Source organism: Microbacterium sp. T3-8 (assembly GCF_055398145.1).
On record NZ_AP027918.1, the window covers coordinates 562328 to 578999 of the forward strand.

Below are 16672 nucleotides of genomic sequence, written 5' to 3' on the forward strand. Positions count from 1 at the left end.
GCCTGCCGGCATCCGCGATCCCTAGGTTCGGAGGCGGCGCGGCGAGACCCCTGCTCGTGCGCGCTCCGAAAGGACCCCCCCCGCATGAGAACCGTCTCTCGTCGTGCCCGTCGGCGTGCCCTCGCGACCCTGAGCGTGGCCGCCCTCACCTCCCTCGCCCTGCTGCCCTCGATCGCGGTCGCCGAGGCCGATCCCGATCCCGCGCTGCTCGGTGAGCCGACCCCGTTCCTGATCGAGAGCCTCAGTGCTCCCGGCAAGGTGATCGAGATCGGCAACCCGAACGCGCAGACCACCGTGCCCGACAGCACGCGTGCCGCCGCGGCGGTGTTCCCGTTCGCGAAGACCCCCGCCGAGCTCAGCGCCCAGGCGGTGCTCGCCTACCCGGTCGAGGGCGCGAGCAACACCTTCGTGCTCGCGAACGACGACGGTCAGGTGCTCGCCCGCCGTGCGAACGACGACCCGAACTTCCGCTACCTGACGCTCCCCGGCGTGACGCTCGACGAGGCCGCGACGAACCCCCTCGCGCAGTGGACCGTGACCGATGCCGGCAACGGATACAGCTACCTGCGCAACGTCCAGGCCTACGGCAACGGCGCGATCGCCGGCCTCGACATGTACAACTGGGCCACGGCGGCGGGCAGCGAGGTGCAGACCTATGACGCGGGCGGCGCGAACGTGCAGAAGTGGCGGATGCATCCGCTCACCGCCACCGTCGAGACCCACCGGCAGCGCGTCGACACGGGCACGACGCCCGCGTTCCCGACGGCACTGACCGGGAAGTACTCGTGGGGCCTCACCGCTCCGCTCGCGAACATCGCGTGGAACGCGCCGGCATCCGATGTGTGGAACACCGACGGCACGGTGACCGTCGAGGGAACCGGCACCGGATACTTCGGCGAGACCGTGACGGTGACGGCGGAATACCTCGTCGGCTCGCTGGGAGGCGCGGCCGACGCGACGATGTCGGGCTACGTGGGCCAGACGCTCAAGGAGCTGCAGATGCACGCGCCGACCCACGTCGAGCGCACGGTCTCGGGCTCGACGACCACGGTGCGCGCGAAGGTCACGTGGGACTGGGCGTCCGTCGCCGCCGATGCGACGGCATCCGCCGGCACCATCGAGGTCCCCGCCACCGCGGCCACCGGCTTCGACGCCCGCCTCGTCATCACGATCGCGCCCGCCGAGAGCGTGAACATCCTGCGCGGCGCCGGCATCCACTACGACTACACGCACATGAACGGCACGAACTTCCGCCTGACCGACGGTAACCGCACGGTCACCGGGTTCGACGACTGGCGCAGCGGCGGGGCCGCAAACCGCGTCAACCCCAACACGGTGAGCTTCTACTTCGACCAGCCGCGCCAGCTCACGGGCGCCGGGGTCTTCGACCTCAACGGCCTGAAGAACGTCGGCGGGGTGACGGTGCAGTACCGCGATCTCATCGGCGGCTGGATCGACATGCCCACGGAGGCCGTCGCCTGGCCGTACGTGAACCAGACGCCCGACCTGAGCCTCGAGTTCGAGAGCACCCCCGTGCTCGCCACCGGCCTGCGCGTGATCATCACGAACAAGGCGAGCAGCAACTGGATGAGCCTGTCCGAGATCGAGGCCTACGGCCCCGCGCTCGCCGGCTGACCCCCTCTCCCTTCTTTCCCCTTCTCCCTGAGGAAGACCATGACCTCCCCCACTTCGCGCCGCCCCTGGCGCGCTCTCTCCGCCGCGGTCGTCACCGCCGGCCTTCTCGCCGCGCCCGTCGTTCCGGCGGCTGCGGCCGATTCGACCGATTCGATCGGGGATGCGCTGGCGCAGGCATCCGCTGTCATCGCCGATGAGATGCGCTCGAGCTTCGTGCTGCCGGTGCTGCCCGACACGCAGTTCTATTCGCGGTACAGCGCCTCGCAGTTCTACCCGAAGTACGACACGAATCCGTTCGAGGTGCAGACCGACTGGATCGTCGAGCACCAGGATGACCTCAACGTGCCGTTCGTCGTGCACGTCGGCGACGTCGTCGACCAGCAGTGGGTGACGGGCGAGTGGGATGCCGCGGCCACGGCCATGCAGAAGCTGACCGATGGGGGCGTGCCGTACTCGGTCGTGCCCGGCAACCACGACGTCGCCGACATGAACGCGCGGTCGTCGGAGGCGAACTCGTGGCAGTACCTGCAGCGGTTCGACGCGGGTCGCATGGCCGCGCAGGGCGGTGAGACGTTCGTCGACAGCTTCCAGAACGGGCTCTCGACCGCGTACATCTTCGAGGCCGAGGAGCACGAGTGGATGTCGCTCGCGCTCGCGTGGAACGCCTCGGCCGACACGTTCGCGTGGGCGCAGCGCGTGATCGACGCGAACCCGGGCATTCCGGTGATCCTGTCGTCGCACGCGGTGATCAACATCGCGCTCGACCAGACGTCGCCGGCGGACTGGTGGTGGGGCGAGGAGCTGTGGAACCAGCTGATCCGCTCGAACGACGAGATCATCATGACGGTCAACGGGCACTTCCACGGCACCACGATGCGCGAGCGCACGAACGACTTCGGTCACCCGGTTTACCAGGTGCTCACGGATTACCAGATGGCGGCCGACGGCGGCAACGGATACATGACGCTGTTCGAGTTCGACCTCACCAACGACCGCATCGACGTCGAGTCGGTGTCGCCGTGGGTGACGGTGAAGGACAAGGAGTCGCTGACCGCGAACGACACTCCCGTGCTGGATGGGAAGTGGCAGTCGTTCTCTATGGATCTGGACTTCGAATTGCGGTTCGGATACTCGCCGGTTGCCGGTTCTGAGACGAAGGGCGACCTGTCGGAGCGGGCCAAGGAGATCGTCCTGGAGGGCTGGGACGGCACCGGCGTCGGCGAGCAGTGGGCCGCGGCGGGTCGGGCGGATGACTACGTCGCCGTCGACGGCACAGTGGCGCACTGGCGGTTCGGTTCGGTGGCGGAGGGTGTCGTGGATTCGTCCACGGAGATCCCGGATGTGGCCGGCGACAGCCCGATGTATCGCAGCGCGATCGAGAACACGGATGCCCCGGAGAAGCTCGAAGACGTGCAGGTATCCCACTCGAACGTGCCGTTCTATTCGTCGGATCGCGGAGCCGTGTGCTTCGCTGACGTGCACCGCAACGCGAGCGGCCCCGACAACATGTCGTACATCTCGACCGAGTACGGGGCGCCGGCGACGTTCGCGGATCTCTCGTCGTCTTCGGGGTACACGGTCGAGGCGTTCCTGCAGCTCGACGAGGAGTGGACCGAGGCCGCCAACCGCTGGAGCGCCGCGCTGACGCGTGGCGGCGCACGCCAGTGGATCGGGATCAACGACTCGTCCGACCCGGGTGCCGGCGCCGCGTGGCTCGGCATCTCGAGCCTGCGCGAGTACCAGTTCTCGGCGGGCGACACTGACACTCGTAACTCGTACACGCTGTGGTCGGGCGAGATCATGCAGGGGTCGTGGCACCACGTCGCGATCGTGAACGACCCTCGCGCGGACACCGCCATCATGTACGTCGATGGCGTGCCGGTGCTGCGCAACGCGTCGAACGTCGGCGGCATGATGGCCGCGGACTTCATGCCGTGGATCATCGGCGCCTCGACCTGGAACACCGAGGTCGAGCACGGCTGGCACGGGTGTGTCGGCGAGGTGCGCGTGGTGGATCATGCGCTGTCTTCGCGTGAGTTCTTGTACCAGCGGGCTGATCTTGGGTCTGTTTTCTCGGTTTCCGGTGACTTCGATGCGGTGCTGCCGTCGGATGCTGTGGTGTCGTCGTTCTCCGGGCGCGGGTTTGCCGGGTCTTCGGTGAGTGTGGTTGTTGATGGGGTGTCGCTCGGGTCTTCGGCCGTTGCGGCTGACGGGTCGTGGACCGTTGCGCTGTCGTCGCCCATCTCGGGATCCGGCACGCACGCGGTGTCGTTCGTTCCGTCGATCGGGACGCGGAGTGCTGCGGCTGTATCTGTGTCCGTGGTGATCGGTGAGGGCGCTTCGCCGTGGACGCCGGTGGAGTCGGATCTGACGGACGCGCTGGAAGGCGTGATCTCGGTCGACCCGTCGCGCTTCGCGCCGGGGGCTACGGTGTCGGTTTCGCTGCCTTCGAGGTTCGACGGTGCGACGGTCTACGGGTATCTGTTCTCTTCGCCGGTGTCGGCTGGGTCGGGGGTCGTGGCTGATGGTGCGGTCTCGTTGACCGTGCCGGAGACGGTGCCGTTCGGTGAGCACCGCTTCGCGCTGTATGCCGCGGATGGGGAGGTCATCGGGTGGGATTCGGTGACGGTTGTGGATCCTGCTGGTGGTTCGGATGGTGGGGATGGTTCTGGTGGTGAGAACGCCGGTGGTGGAGCGGATGCCGGGACAGGTGCGGGGTCTGAGGATGGCTCGCTCGCCACGACCGGGGTCGATGGGCCGTGGATGCTGCTGTGGATTGCGCTCGGCGCGGGCGCGCTCGGCGCGGGTATCACGCTGGCTCTCCGCCTGCGGCGGTCCTAGCCGCCGGGTGGGAGGGGCTCATAGCGCCCCTCTCACCCGACTGGGTCCCTGAGCTTGTCGAAGGCCCCGCCCCCGAAGACCCGGTCCCTGGGCCCGTCGCAGGCCCCGGTAAGAACTGGGTCCCTGAGCCTGTCGAAGGGCCCCACCCGAGACGCCGTCAGAAGTCGCCGTCGGCGACCTGGAAGCAGACCAACCCGCGCGACCGCCACATCTCGACCACGCTGCGTCGATCGTCGACCACCCCGATGACGTCGTAGTGCGGCGCGATGTACGAGTCGTAGATCTCGCCCTCCACGATGTTGTCGGCGCGCTGGTCGCCGGTGCGGCGGAGCAGCAGCCGATCGAACGGGATGTTGTTGAACGACAGCCATGCTTCGGTCGCCCGGCGTGCGGTCTCATCGCGTCCGGACACGACGAGCAGCGCATCGACATCCGGGTGAGCAGGGAGCGCCTGCGCCGCCATCACGACCGGGCGGTGCGGGGTGTCGATCGAGACGTTCCGCATGTCGTACGGCGAGCGGTCGCCGATGAGGGCGAGGGTGCCGTCAAGAGCGAAGATCGAGGCGTGCGGTCGTGAAGGGGCGGAGGCTGTCGGATGCTTCTGTAGATTTCGCTTGGTGCGGGCGCTAGTGCTGCTGGGGAGTGGATCGCGGCACCTCGCATGAGCGCCTATCTCGGGCGGCGCGGCGCATCTTCGATTCGAAGGCCCGAGAGACATATGCCTTCATCGAAGGATGAAAACTCGTTGTCCGAAAGCGATGCGCCTATAGGCGCAGACTTGACTGCACGACCAAACGCCGCACTATGAGTCCTCTCCAGCGCTCGACTCGGTGGATGCGGCTGCCTGGCGCTCTTCTTCCCTCTGGATAAGCACTCGCAGATCGCGAAGGGAAAGGACCGTGAGGCGCGCCTCGCGCACCCATCGAAATTCCTCGAGCAACGAAGGGTGACCAGATGAGCCAGTTTTCCAGTCAGGCTTTGAGTCATCGGTTACCCACACAAAGTGGTCCCTGTTCTCTTCCACCTCGACGCACAGACAGCCAAGAAGAAAATCTGCCCAGACGAAAAAATCTCCCGCAGCGGCAACCTTCGATCCCTCATCGGCAAATCCTGGCGGCGTTTTTGTAGACAGTCGCGCGCTGGCGACGTCAGCGAACCGCACGCGCGACACCTGCGGAACGCGAGCTGTCTCGAGCATAGATTGTACAAGCGTACGCGAAGTGGCGAGGTACTCGGGTGATTTCGTTTCGTGGAGATCGGAGCTCACCTCTTGAACTAAGCGAGAAATCTCGCCCACTCTAGCGGCGTCAAAATCCAAAAGATTGCCACGCTCGATACGCTTCTTGAGATTACCCAAGTCATTGCGGAAGGAGTTCCACTCATCGTTAGCAAAGACATGATGGTTATTCCAAAACTCGACGAGGGATTGCCCCGGAGTTATCAGCGCAACTTTATTCGCTTTCAACCGTAGGAAAAGGCCGTCAGCGAAAGTGGAGTCGCGACGAAGGCCCTTGAGAATATTGGTATCGAGTCCCACCGCGGCGATTGTTGAGATAGATTCGACGGTGTGTGCATCGAGGATTTTCCGATGGATCTCAGCGCCGTCGCGTGGAGAAGTCAACTTTGTATATAGGGTTTGCTGCGCGACATCAAGATCCATACCAAAGCTCCGCCAGACTTCCGATGACACCGTCGGATCGAGCCTCGACGCCGTCTGCACTCCAGGAGAGCACAGACTCCCGCGTGAGCGTCTCGCCGGGCATGAGCAAAGGCAGTATGCGATCACTCACAGCGTCAGGCGTCCGCGCTCCTTGTGGTCTACGCTCGATGGAAGTTAACACCCAGTTGCCAATACGGCCACCTATTTCAGAGTATGCATCATCGTCAAAATTCCTCCAACCCTCTCCGTTTCGCGGTCGCACTTGGTGAGGGTATCCTGAAAGCTCCGGAATAGACGCCTGCTGAAGAAAGGCTGAACGGGCGACGTGGGCCTGCGGCCGATTCAAGCTCCGCCGAAGCCGCACTAAGAATTCGTCCCTGGGGGGGCGCAAGTCTGCAAGCCGCCGGAGCTCACTTTGCCAGTCTGATTCACCTCTACTGAGGCGCCGTGAGCTACGTGCGATCTGGGCTTCAGCGCTTCCAGTGCTGAGAGCGCCAACGAGCGCAGCAGGTAGAGCGAAGCTCATGATCTCTTCGTAAAGTCTGTCGGCTTCTGAAGACGAGAACTGGCTGGCGACAAGAAGCAGGGGACGTAGTCGGCTCATTGCGAGCGCCTTGATGATAGTAAACGTTCTTGTGCGAGTCTCGGAAGACTCGACGTCCGAGGACGGGTCCAACATCTGGAGATACACGGGCAGATAATTCTCGAGCTTAGTGAGAAGATCGCGAACGCCGCTCGCCTCGGGGTATCGCTTTGAAACGACGCCGTAGAGGTCCCTCGGAATGACATAGCCGTGATCAAGGCTCACCACGTGTCTGACGAAGGTAGTGAGCTCGTCAAACCCACCAACCAGCTCAAGCTGATCTTCAATCTGGTGCCATCGCGCATGAGTCTGGTCACGGTCAACTTGGTCGCTACTACCGATGAGGAAGGACTTGATCAGCTCAGAGGGCGTGAGGCTTTTCCCGCGCGTGTTGATCACTTCATACACGCGAAACGCCGCAGCCCGATCGGGATGCATAAAGACAGCAAACTTCAACCGCTTAGAAATGAACTCTGTCCATTGCCCGACCCGTATGGCAGCGTTATCGTGCTTCTCGAGGTCCGACATCAATAGGTCGTGCAGTGCGGTGTGGGCCTTATGTACTGCTGACGCCATATTCAACTCGATGCTCTCGGCCGAATCGGCGACCAGAAGAGCGCTGAGCGATTGCTGATCCACGACGTCAGTGAGAACTACGCGGGCGAGCTGCTCCTCCGTCGCGAAATCGATGGAATATAGGAAGTCAGTACGCAGGCTCTCGGCGACCAATCGTCTGCCGAGCCTCATGGCGGCGAGGCGCAACGCATTGGCGAGTAGGACTAACGTAACTAAGCGCTGCTGGCCATCGACGATCTCTATACGCGCAGATGGCGATGTCGCGTTGTCGGTTGGATTCGTGACAACGATCAGCCCTAGAAAATACTCTGGAGCATTCAACGCATATGATAGATCGCGCCAGAACTCAGCAACTTGAGTGTCAACACTCCAGCTGTATCGCCGTTGATAGTCAGGTACAACTAGACGATTGTTCGAGAGAAAAGAGCCCGCGCTTACAGTGGACGCCTCGACTTGTGTGCTCATGGTCTCCGCTAGGTGGATGCTCCGCGCTGCGCGCAACGGCAGCGTCATCGATTCACTGTACCGGAAGCATCTTCGGGTGTGGAAGCGCCCAGAAAGACATAGTTCTCATGTGTGGCCTCGAGGCTGCGGACGAACTGCGTTCGTAGCTTCTCTATCCCAGAGTAGTATGTCCGGAAACTTTCGGAAGCTTTATCAGCGGCAACTTTATCCGGCGCCCAAGGTATCTCGATCTCGAGGTAACGCCTTCCGACGTCCTCTCGATTCGTCTGCATGAAGACCACTCGCTTCCACTGTTCACGAGTAACTCTTAGTGAGAGTGCCCATAAGAGATAAAAGGAATCTGCCGCGGAGCCCTTTCCAGGGCGTAGGACTAAGACTTCTTTCGTAACTACGACATCTTCTTGTCCAGGCATGAGCAGGGCAAACTCGCCGATGTTTTTCGATGCCCTCACTGGGGTGACAAGATCGAAAGCCTTCAGCCCGGAACTGCGCGATCGCCAATGGCGTTCCGCGACAACACGCGGGACCATATTTGTTGGGTTGATGTTCACCTGCCCTGCTCTGATGTCGCTCACTTTGATGTAAGGAACCTCGCCGTCGCGCAGGTCTGCCGAGGGCGAACCGTGCCCGTGCCTCGCTTCGATTTCTCCGGACTCGATGAGGCTCTTGAGCGACCGAGCCTTGAATCCGCGATACGCGGGCTTACTAAGCAACGCATCCAAGGGCGCATGATATGCGCGGCTATAGTAAGCGGGCACGCCAACAGAGTAATCCTCGCTCCTCACCCAACGACTGTGCGCTCCTTCATCTCCCACAAGTAGATGTGCGATATCCTCGGCAACGCGATCGTCTATATCCTCCGTTCGGGTTCCAGTCGCGGCGTCAATCTTGTACAGTTCGTTACCATCTTTGTTGATGCCGACTGTCTCTGCGTGCGATACGTAAACGAACCCGTCTCTAAACCAACGAGGTTTATGCGCCACGTTTCTCACCTTCGATCTTTTCCATGACATACAGATTTGTCTTCGCGCGACAAAAACCTTGGAAAGCTTCCATCGGGATGTTAACTACACCTCTCATGATGAAACGCGTAGACATCCACTCGCCGAGGTAGGAGTAGCTCGGAGAAAAGAAGTAGGTTTCCGGTAAAATGATTCCCATTCTTCCCCCAGGTTGAAGTAGTCGGTACGCTCGCTCGAGAAATACAAGCCCAATCTCGAGATCTTTATATTTACCCTTCCCCGCGGCGGAGGAGATTGAGTATTTGTTTGCCTCACAGTCCCTGGCGGCGATCTTCAGGTTTTCGCCAAAAGGGGGATTTGTGAGCACCACGGTGAAGGAATCGTCTCGCATTGATGTTTCCAAGAGCGGGTAGTCTGCTGCCCAGCGGTCTTGTCGGAGCGAGTCGCCGATGTGAATGTGAGCACTGCCATCACCGAGGACGAGCATCATTGCTCGGGTGAGTTTGACGTTAATTGAGTCTTTATCGACCCCGAAGACATTTCGGTGCGCCCATGTGCGTACGGCTGCATCATCGCCGATGCTAGCCGCGAGCTGCCTGAAGGCTTCAACTAAGAAGCCCCCCGTGCCGCAGGCGGGGTCGATTATCTTGTCCTCCGGGCGAACGTCCATGATTCGGACTGCGCTTTCGATTACTCGCGATGGTGTGAAGTACTGTCCCTCGCCGGCTTTAAGGTTCGCGCGACGGAATACTTGAAAAGCATTCGATACTGCTTCCGCGCCTACATCGAGTAAGCTCCAGCCTGACCAAGCAAACACGACCTCACTAATCGTGTGATCATCGAAAAGTAGTTGTGGAGCATGCTCGTCACGGAAGATTTCCTCGCGGCTCTTCACGAGCTCGGCGAATGCTTCTCGGATGTGTATACCTGTCGCTCGTTCGTTCTCGCGAAGCTGAAAGATCACAGGATTCTTCGGGGACAGTTTTGCGAAGATGTCTGACTCTAGCTTCAATAGGAGAAGATTGCACAACTGGTCTAGCTGAGATTCTGAGCGCGTGACCACGCTGTCCCTTGCAACTACCAGATCGAGCAATGCGCGGAAGGAAGTGCGCAGGTCAATTTCGGACGGCGTGTTGAGGTCGGTCCAGACAATTGCTTTATGGGTTGGGTGAATAAAATCATCATTTGGAGCGGGAAGCCGCAGGCCGTCGTGTCGAGTGTGTTTGAAACTTCCGTCAGGTAATTTCCATACGAAAGCAGTTGACGCACCGTTCGACCAAACGCCAAACCTTGCGCGGGGTTCTCGGGCAAGGTACGTTTCTAGTTGTGAGATGCCACTTTTGCTGGTTGGCGCCTTCAGCTCGAAGATGGCGAGAACGTTTTGCCAGTCGGCAGGTGCCTCAGCATCTTCGAACAGGACGAGGTCAACTGGCCATCCGGCGAAGCCGTGCCGCCCTTCCCGGCGGCTTGCTTCGCTCGGCGATTTCGGCACGCGCCACTCAGGCTGCCATTGCATCTGATGGTCGGTCCATCCGAGCACTTTCAGTGCCTCGATGATAGGGACGCGCACTAGAGTGTGCTCTGGGCCGCTGAGTGCCATGTTGTTGCTCTTCTCGATGCGTGATCTGTTCACGTTGATTCTGGGGTCGGGCTCTACGCTACTCGCGGTCGAGGACGTGCTCGGATGGCCGCGCCGGAGTGCCACCCCGTGGCTCAGGATGAGTACTGCTCTGCCCGCGTCGTGTCGACGCGGATTTTGTATCGCAGGCCCAATCCTGTGTCGGCGACGGTGCGCGCGAACCAGGTTGCTCGGTGGAGATCTTCTTCGATGTGGATGTCTCTGCCGTGGATGCACGGAATCCGTGGCGCAGGTGCTTCGGCTGAGACTCGCTCTAGGTCCATGGCGATCATCCGCACTTGAAAGTTGTTGAAGTCTCTTTGAAAGGATGCGCCCGAGAGTGACCGCTCAGGTGGGGGCCCCTCAAACATGGCGAACGACAGCCTTCGATGATCGTTGATCGTGTCTCCAAGGAGGTGTTGCATTTCTGTGAAGCATGGTCCGAGGTCGAGCGTGAGCGTGCGGGTTTCGCCGAGCGCAGGCGAAGTCGATGAGTAAGTTGATGTGGGCAACGGCGCGGCTGTGTACATGAGCATTGTGAAACTGTGCATTACAGGCGCCCATGCTGGGCTGGTGACTCAGCGGTGCGTGCGAAAACCGAAGGAAGCCCATTCCGCGGACGAGGTGTGGAGAGACAGTGGTTCGCGGAATGCGGGAGCTGCGGAACGCAGTCTCGAAGGCGCCAGGCGAGATGCTCCTCAGTCGCAGGCGATCCCATTCCCATCGCGATCCAGGTCGTACACGTCGGGTCCCACGACTTGCAGTGGCCCGCGAACGTATGCCGGTCCGTTCCCACTGCCACCTTCACAGTCAACATCCGACGCAATCGGCACGCACACGCCCGCATAGCTCCCGTGGCATTCCGCGGCGGGCTGCACCAGCGGCACCGGCGCGGGCGGGGGAGGAGGCTGGCGGGTCCCGTTCGATGTGACCTCGTTCACCGGTGCAACCGTCACTGCCTCGGTGACGATGTCGCGCGACACCTCGATGCTGTCGACGTAGGTCACCTTGTATGTCGTGACCTTCGTTCCATCCGCCCCCACCGTGGTGATCGGCGCCTGGCCGACATCGATGTTGGGGTCGTCGACGGCGGTGCGCTCGAACGGGATGGCCGTCGTCTCCTCGATCTCTTCGAACGTCGTGGGTTTCGGGGCGGGAGTCGGTGTCGGCTTCGCCGTCGGGGTCGCTGCGAAGGGTTTGGGCTCAGTTGAGGCGCCGGACGAGCCCGCCTCGCTCGAACCCGACCCGGGCGCACCCAGCACTGCGTTTGCCCCTGAGCCCGCGAACATCAGCACAAGCGCGATGCCGAGCGCGGCGAACGCCGCGCCGCGCGAGCGAACGCGGAAGAGTTTCGCAGACCCTCGCACGATCCCATAGATCGCGACAAAGAAGAGGAACAGCCCGGCGAACATCATCAGCACCCCGAGACTCCGGGTAAGGAGCGTGATCGCGAGGATGACGCCGCCGACAATCAGCCAGGTCTTGAGCTGCGATGATTTCGCCGCGGGCGCCTCGGCGACGGCCGCCGCGGTGCCTGACCCAGAGGAGCCGTGTTCTCGCTCCACTGCGCTCCGTCCCACCACCGCTGCTGCGCTGGCTGGTGCGGGTCGGCGTACCAACCTGGGGGCATATCGGGCATCGTCGCCGTCCTTCGACTCGGGTATGCGTGAACAATACCGATATTTCGGCATCTGTATCCAGATGCATCTACTCGCCCCCGTTCCTGCCAGGATGATCGCGTGAGGTCTGTGAACACGGCAAACAAGATGGGGCGAGACATCGCCCGCGCGATCCCGGATCCGTGGGTGGATGACGAGCTGCTTCGCAAGCACCTACGCCGGACGATCGGCCCGAAGATCAACCTGCACCGTTCCGACGAAGACAGGTCGAGTGAAGCCTGGCAGGGCTGGGTTGCCATGGTCGCGGTTCTGCTGATCGTCGCTGCCGCCGTCACTGTCCTGCGGCTCCTACCTGCCGACTTCCCCGATCTACCCGACTGGATCGACTCACCACGTCAGTGGTTGGCGGCATATCCGGCGTTTCCATTCATCGGCGTAACGGCATCCCTCGTCATCCTGGTCGCGCTGCTTTCCATTGGCTCACGCTCTGCATCCAAGCGCGCGAGCGCAAAGTACGACAGAACGGTGGCTGAACTGCACGACGCAGCCTTCCAAGGGGCGCTTTCAGTGCTGGAGGGGCGCCGCCGCAAGGTCGGCATGCCCATCGAACCGTCGCGCCATCGGTCATTCCCGCCGCCGTCCCCTCGCCCGGAAGGCGTTACCCCGCGCGGCGCGGAAGAGGTTGTCGCTCAGTGGATGCGTCACCTCGGCGAGGCGGATGCCGAACTCACGAGCTACACGGGCGATGGCGGCATGGATGTTGTCGGGCAGAAGAGCTTCGCTCAGGTGAAGCACTTCTCGAAGGCCGTGGGCGTTGCGCCCATTCGCGAGCTAGCCGGTGTCGCGGCGAATGATCGCCAAGGTCGCCACGCGCTCTTCTTCACGAGCGTCGGCTATGCGTCGGGTGCCGTGGACTTCGCTGACGATGCCGGCATCGCGCTCTTCGTCTATGACGTGCAGAACGCCGGGCTCGAAGCGATGAACGCTCGCGCCAAGACGCTCATGTACAACGGGATCTCCTAGCGACCTCGGGTCGTCTTTCCCACGGGAAGGTCTCGCTGAGTTCAACGGAAGCGCGTGCTCACCGGCTCCAGCAGGAACAGCATCGAATCCGGCTCGAATGACCCCACCCGTGCCACGATCCGCACGTTCTGACCGACACCGATCGTGTCGGGAACGTTCTCGCCCTCGTAGTGCAGGTCGCTTGTGGTGTTGACATCACGGAACTGGAAGCTCGGTCCGCCGAAACTCTGCGTTTCGCTGTAATCGCCGGAGGCGATAAGGATGTCGTAGCGCGTGTTGTAGTCGCCGTGTTGAGCCATTGCGCCGATGCTGCCGTCGAACTCAATGAGGCGACCCTCGTAGGTGTCGGCGAACTGCTCGACAGGTGCTCCGTCCGATGGTCCCGACAGCAGCGCCGCGAGATCGGCGTTGTTCTCGGCAGTGAGGATCTCGTCGGTTGTCGGCTTGACGGGTTCAGTCGATTCGACCGGCGCTTCGGAAGCTGGAGTCGCTTCCGCAGCGGTTGAGCTGGTGGGCGATGAAGATGCCTCAGGCTCCTTCGACCCGCCACCGGACACGGAGACGCCGATCACGATCACGATGGCGCACACCGCCAACACACCGCCGATGATCGCGAGTGTGCGCCACGGGACGGGTGTCTTGGGTCGGCGAAGTGTGATCTGGGTCTGGATCTTGCCGACCTCTTGGGACACGAACTCCCAGCCGTCCTTCTCCCACTTGGCGATCGTTCGCGCTTCGAGCCCGCGCACCGATCGAACAGTGGTCAGGTCGTACTTCACTTCACGATCGGGGCTCGACGGCGTCGAGTTGTTCTCACTGCTCACGTAGATCCTTGGTCAGGTGGCCGCCGCAATTCGCGGGCTTCTCTGATCATGGCGCATCGGAGACGCTGCTCATGCCAACAACGTGTCGTGCGCGTGCGCTTCACTCGATGGCCTTTTCCACCTGCCCCCGCAAATCCCGAGCCGAATACCCCGGCCACCCGTGCAGCACCCCGACCCACTCCCCGGGCAACCCCGAAGCACCCCACACCGCCCCGCCCAACGCCCCGGCGATCGCGGCAACGGTGTCCGTATCCGCCCCACCCCGCACGGTCCGCTCCAACGCATCCACCAGCGACGACGCCCCGGCCACAGCAGCCAACGCCCCCTGGAGCGCCCGCACGACCCAGCCGTTCTGCGCCATGAAGTCCCGCGGATGGGCCCCGGGCGCCAGCGCCTCATCGATCAAGGCGCCCCAGCGCGCAGCATCCGCCGCCGGCAGCAATGACAGCTGACCCCGGGCGTCGAGCTCGCCGGTGAGGATCGCGTGCCGGATCGCCGCCGACCAGAGGATGCAGGCCGATGCGCTGTCCTGCTCCCAGTGGGTGAGCTGCGAGATCGCTTCGGCGGCGGCTGCGAGCTCTGTGGCGGGCCGGTCGAGATACCCGAGCGCGAGCGGACCCGTGCGCATAAGTGCCCCGTTGCCTCCGCTGCGTCCGGCGCGGTCGTGCTCGGCGCGGGATGCCGCGAGCACATCGGCCTCGGTGAACGGCTGCGGGATGCGCGCGAGCACCGCGCGGGTCTGCGCGCCGACGTCTTTCGCGGTCTGCGCCCATCCGATCCAGCGGCCGACGATCTCCTCGCGCGACGCGGCATCCTCCAGCCGATCACCGCGCGCGAGCACGTCGAGGATCGGCACGGCCATGCTCGTGTCATCGGTCCACTCGCCGACGCCGTGCCCGAACTGCCCGACGCCGAATACTGGCGTCACCGCATCGTCGAGCGCCGGACCGAACTCGTACTGCGACCCGAGCGCATCGCCGGCGGCCGAGGCGAGCACGGTACCGACCGCGCGGTCGAGCTGAGGGGCGGTGAGGGGCATGAGGTTTCCCTGGGGTGGTCGATGGCAGTGAACGTTCTAGAGCGCGTTGTAATAGGCGCGAATGTAACGCGCCATCAGTGCGCGACGGTCGCCCAGGAACCGCTCGTACGTATCTGCAGTTGTCGCGCTGAGATCCGTCGGCACGGCGTTCATCAAGAAGTTTCTCTCGAGATCCTCGGTCGAAACGATCTCGCCCAAACGAAGATCCCCCGATGACACTTGCGCGCCGACGATGCCCATATAGTCCGACGGGGCTCGGTCCTTGATCGCAATATTGATCGGCGTTTCGGTCAAGGCGAAATTCGCGATCTGGTTGTAGTCGCTCCGATCGTTGATTCCGCTCTTGATCAGATAGTTCTTCGGCACGATGTGATGGATGTCGCCGACTTCCTCGATCATGCTCGAGATCGTGATGTTCTTCGACAGGAATCCCTTTGCGCCTCGGTGCACCTGAGCGGCGAGGAACGTGAGGAAGTACGGACTGCGCACGCTCGACGATTTCATGTCCATCGGCAAGGCGACGTCCCAGAAGTTCGCCGCGAGTTGCGATGCTTCGATATCGTCCAGGGCGCGTCGCGCGCCGAGCTCGTCGATCCGCTTGATATCGGCCTCGAAGGCGGTCTCGAAGCTGCCGGTGTAACGCCCCGTGAGGATTGACATCACGAACCACTTGCGCACCACGTACTTGATGTCCGCTTCGTTCAGCGTGCGCTCGGAACGAAGTTTCAAGTAAAGCGCGTAGGCGAAGTTTAGCGCGTTCTTGGAACTGATGAGACGCGGTGCGATGAATCCCGCCGACCGAATCGTCAGCGTGAACTGGCGGAAGTTGCGCTCGTTGACGATCTCGAGCAACACGCGGTCGAGCCGTTCGAACGATTCGACAGCGAGTGCTTCGTCGAACGATCGCGATTCGAAGTCGCGACCCGACAGCACGCTCACGAGTGCGGCGACCTTACCACGCCCGAACTCTTTGATGCCGGCGACGCGAATGACGTCGGTGTAGCTCGGGTCGTAAAGATCGGAGGAGTCGTTCCTGAGCCAGGCGATGGCATTCAAGTAAGGGGATGCTGCGAACTCGGCGTCGTTGGCGGCGATGTCGTCGTACACATGAGGCGCGACAGATAGGTGGCAGAAGTAGTCGATGAGCTTGCGCAGGTTCGCACCGAACTGGCCATGGCTGGCGATCTTGCTCATCGCGAAGTCAGCGCTGCTCAGTGGCACTCCCTTCGAGTTGATGCGGATGAAGATCTCGGTGACGGTCTCGATGTCGAGGTCTTCTGCGAGGGTGATGATGCCGACTTGGGCCTGCTTGATCGACGTGAGGCGCTCAAGCGAGCGCTGCGCGACCTCGGCGTCCACCCCGGGGTTCGCGTCGAGATACGCCTTGGTCGCGGAGAAGTTCGGAGCGTTCACGAACTCAGCGACGTCTGAGATCCACGCGGCGTCTCGATCGATGACGGGAGTGAGCGTCGCGAACTTCTCCGTTGCCGGGTTGAACGCGATCTTGATGCGTTTTTTGCGATAGGACTTGTCGACGACTTGCTGACCGACGAGGGCGGCTGTCATCGCGGTGATGCGCTGCTGTCCGTCGATCAGGATCTGCCTGAAGGCGGACTTCGAACCGTCCTTCAGCCCGACATCTGCGCTCTGCCAGGTGATGAGATAGCCGATCGGAAAGCCGTTGTAGAGCGAGTCCAAGAGGTCGCGGACCTTGGTGGAGTCCCACACGAACGGCCGCTGCATTTCGGGGATTGCGACCTGACCCGATTTCACCCACGAGAGGAGTGTGTCTACGGGCTGTTGGTGAACGGAATACTTGGCCATTGT

At 62.3% G+C, this 16672-nt stretch carries 14 protein-coding genes; 3 read left to right on the forward strand and 11 right to left on the reverse strand.

Annotated features, from left to right (window positions below):
* Window positions 1-84 precede the first annotated feature (84 nt).
* Together ACZ5Y9_RS02690 and ACZ5Y9_RS02695 are read left to right on the forward strand one after the other, a co-directional pair.
* Window positions 85-1635, forward strand: a complete 1551-nt coding sequence (locus ACZ5Y9_RS02690) for a hypothetical protein (protein WP_464472199.1) — start codon at window positions 85-87, stop codon at window positions 1633-1635.
* A gap of 39 nt (window positions 1636-1674) precedes the next feature.
* On the forward strand, window positions 1675-4476 hold the full coding sequence (locus ACZ5Y9_RS02695; RefSeq protein ID WP_464472200.1) for a laminin G domain-containing metallophosphoesterase family protein: 2802 nt from the start codon (window positions 1675-1677) through the stop codon (window positions 4474-4476).
* 157 nt (window positions 4477-4633) lie between these two features.
* Here ACZ5Y9_RS02695 and ACZ5Y9_RS02700 read toward each other — a convergent pair whose 3' ends face one another.
* The 8 genes from ACZ5Y9_RS02700 to ACZ5Y9_RS02735 all read right to left on the reverse strand — a co-directional run bounded on the left by ACZ5Y9_RS02700 (window position 4634) and on the right by ACZ5Y9_RS02735 (window position 12120).
* Window positions 4634-5035 (reverse strand): phosphatase domain-containing protein, encoded by a 402-nt coding sequence (locus ACZ5Y9_RS02700; RefSeq protein ID WP_464472761.1) that lies wholly within the window; start codon window positions 5033-5035, stop codon window positions 4634-4636.
* Window positions 5036-5278: 243 nt separating this feature from the next.
* A complete protein-coding gene (locus tag ACZ5Y9_RS02705) occupies window positions 5279-6136 on the reverse strand; it encodes a PIN-like domain-containing protein (protein ID WP_464472201.1) in 858 nt (285 codons plus the stop codon).
* Complete coding sequence (locus ACZ5Y9_RS02710; RefSeq protein WP_464472202.1) at window positions 6126-7808, reverse strand: DUF262 domain-containing protein; 1683 nt, start codon at window positions 7806-7808, stop codon at window positions 6126-6128. Before ACZ5Y9_RS02710 ends, ACZ5Y9_RS02705 begins: the two co-directional genes overlap by 11 nt.
* A complete protein-coding gene (locus tag ACZ5Y9_RS02715) occupies window positions 7805-8518 on the reverse strand; it encodes a restriction endonuclease subunit S domain-containing protein (RefSeq protein ID WP_464472203.1) in 714 nt (237 codons plus the stop codon). The genes ACZ5Y9_RS02710 and ACZ5Y9_RS02715 overlap by 4 nt, the downstream gene beginning before the upstream one ends.
* Window positions 8519-8732: 214 nt before the next feature.
* Window positions 8733-10322 carry an HsdM family class I SAM-dependent methyltransferase gene (locus ACZ5Y9_RS02720; RefSeq protein WP_464472204.1) on the reverse strand — a complete coding sequence of 530 codons (1590 nt, stop codon included), beginning with the start codon at window positions 10320-10322 and terminating at the stop codon, window positions 8733-8735.
* A 113-nt stretch (window positions 10323-10435) separates the two neighbouring features.
* On the reverse strand, window positions 10436-10876 hold the full coding sequence (locus tag ACZ5Y9_RS02725; RefSeq protein ID WP_464472205.1) for a hypothetical protein: 441 nt from the start codon (window positions 10874-10876) through the stop codon (window positions 10436-10438).
* Between the two features lie 162 nt (window positions 10877-11038).
* Window positions 11039-11905 (reverse strand): G5 domain-containing protein, encoded by an 867-nt coding sequence (locus ACZ5Y9_RS02730; protein ID WP_464472206.1) that lies wholly within the window; start codon window positions 11903-11905, stop codon window positions 11039-11041.
* The gene (locus ACZ5Y9_RS02735; RefSeq protein WP_464472207.1) at window positions 11812-12120 is read right to left on the reverse strand and encodes a DUF2510 domain-containing protein; all 309 of its coding nucleotides are present in this window, start codon (window positions 12118-12120) and stop codon (window positions 11812-11814) included. Before ACZ5Y9_RS02735 ends, ACZ5Y9_RS02730 begins: the two co-directional genes overlap by 94 nt.
* On the opposite strand from ACZ5Y9_RS02735, the gene ACZ5Y9_RS02740 reads away from it, so the two are divergent.
* On the forward strand, window positions 12080-12982 hold the full coding sequence (locus tag ACZ5Y9_RS02740; protein WP_464472208.1) for a restriction endonuclease: 903 nt from the start codon (window positions 12080-12082) through the stop codon (window positions 12980-12982). The two genes, ACZ5Y9_RS02735 and ACZ5Y9_RS02740, sit on opposite strands and share 41 nt — an antisense overlap.
* 41 nt (window positions 12983-13023) lie before the next feature.
* Here the strand turns inward: ACZ5Y9_RS02740 and ACZ5Y9_RS02745 are convergent, their stop codons facing one another.
* The 3 genes from ACZ5Y9_RS02745 to ACZ5Y9_RS02755 form a co-directional block, all read right to left on the reverse strand.
* Window positions 13024-13806: a DUF4839 domain-containing protein gene (locus tag ACZ5Y9_RS02745; protein ID WP_464472209.1), complete on the reverse strand. Its 783-nt coding sequence runs from the start codon at window positions 13804-13806 to the stop codon at window positions 13024-13026.
* Between the two features lie 100 nt (window positions 13807-13906).
* Window positions 13907-14845: an ADP-ribosylglycohydrolase family protein gene (locus ACZ5Y9_RS02750; RefSeq protein ID WP_464472210.1), complete on the reverse strand. Its 939-nt coding sequence runs from the start codon at window positions 14843-14845 to the stop codon at window positions 13907-13909.
* 36 nt (window positions 14846-14881) lie between these two features.
* The gene (locus ACZ5Y9_RS02755) at window positions 14882-16669 is read right to left on the reverse strand and encodes a GmrSD restriction endonuclease domain-containing protein (protein ID WP_464472211.1); all 1788 of its coding nucleotides are present in this window, start codon (window positions 16667-16669) and stop codon (window positions 14882-14884) included.
* Window positions 16670-16672 lie beyond the last annotated feature (3 nt).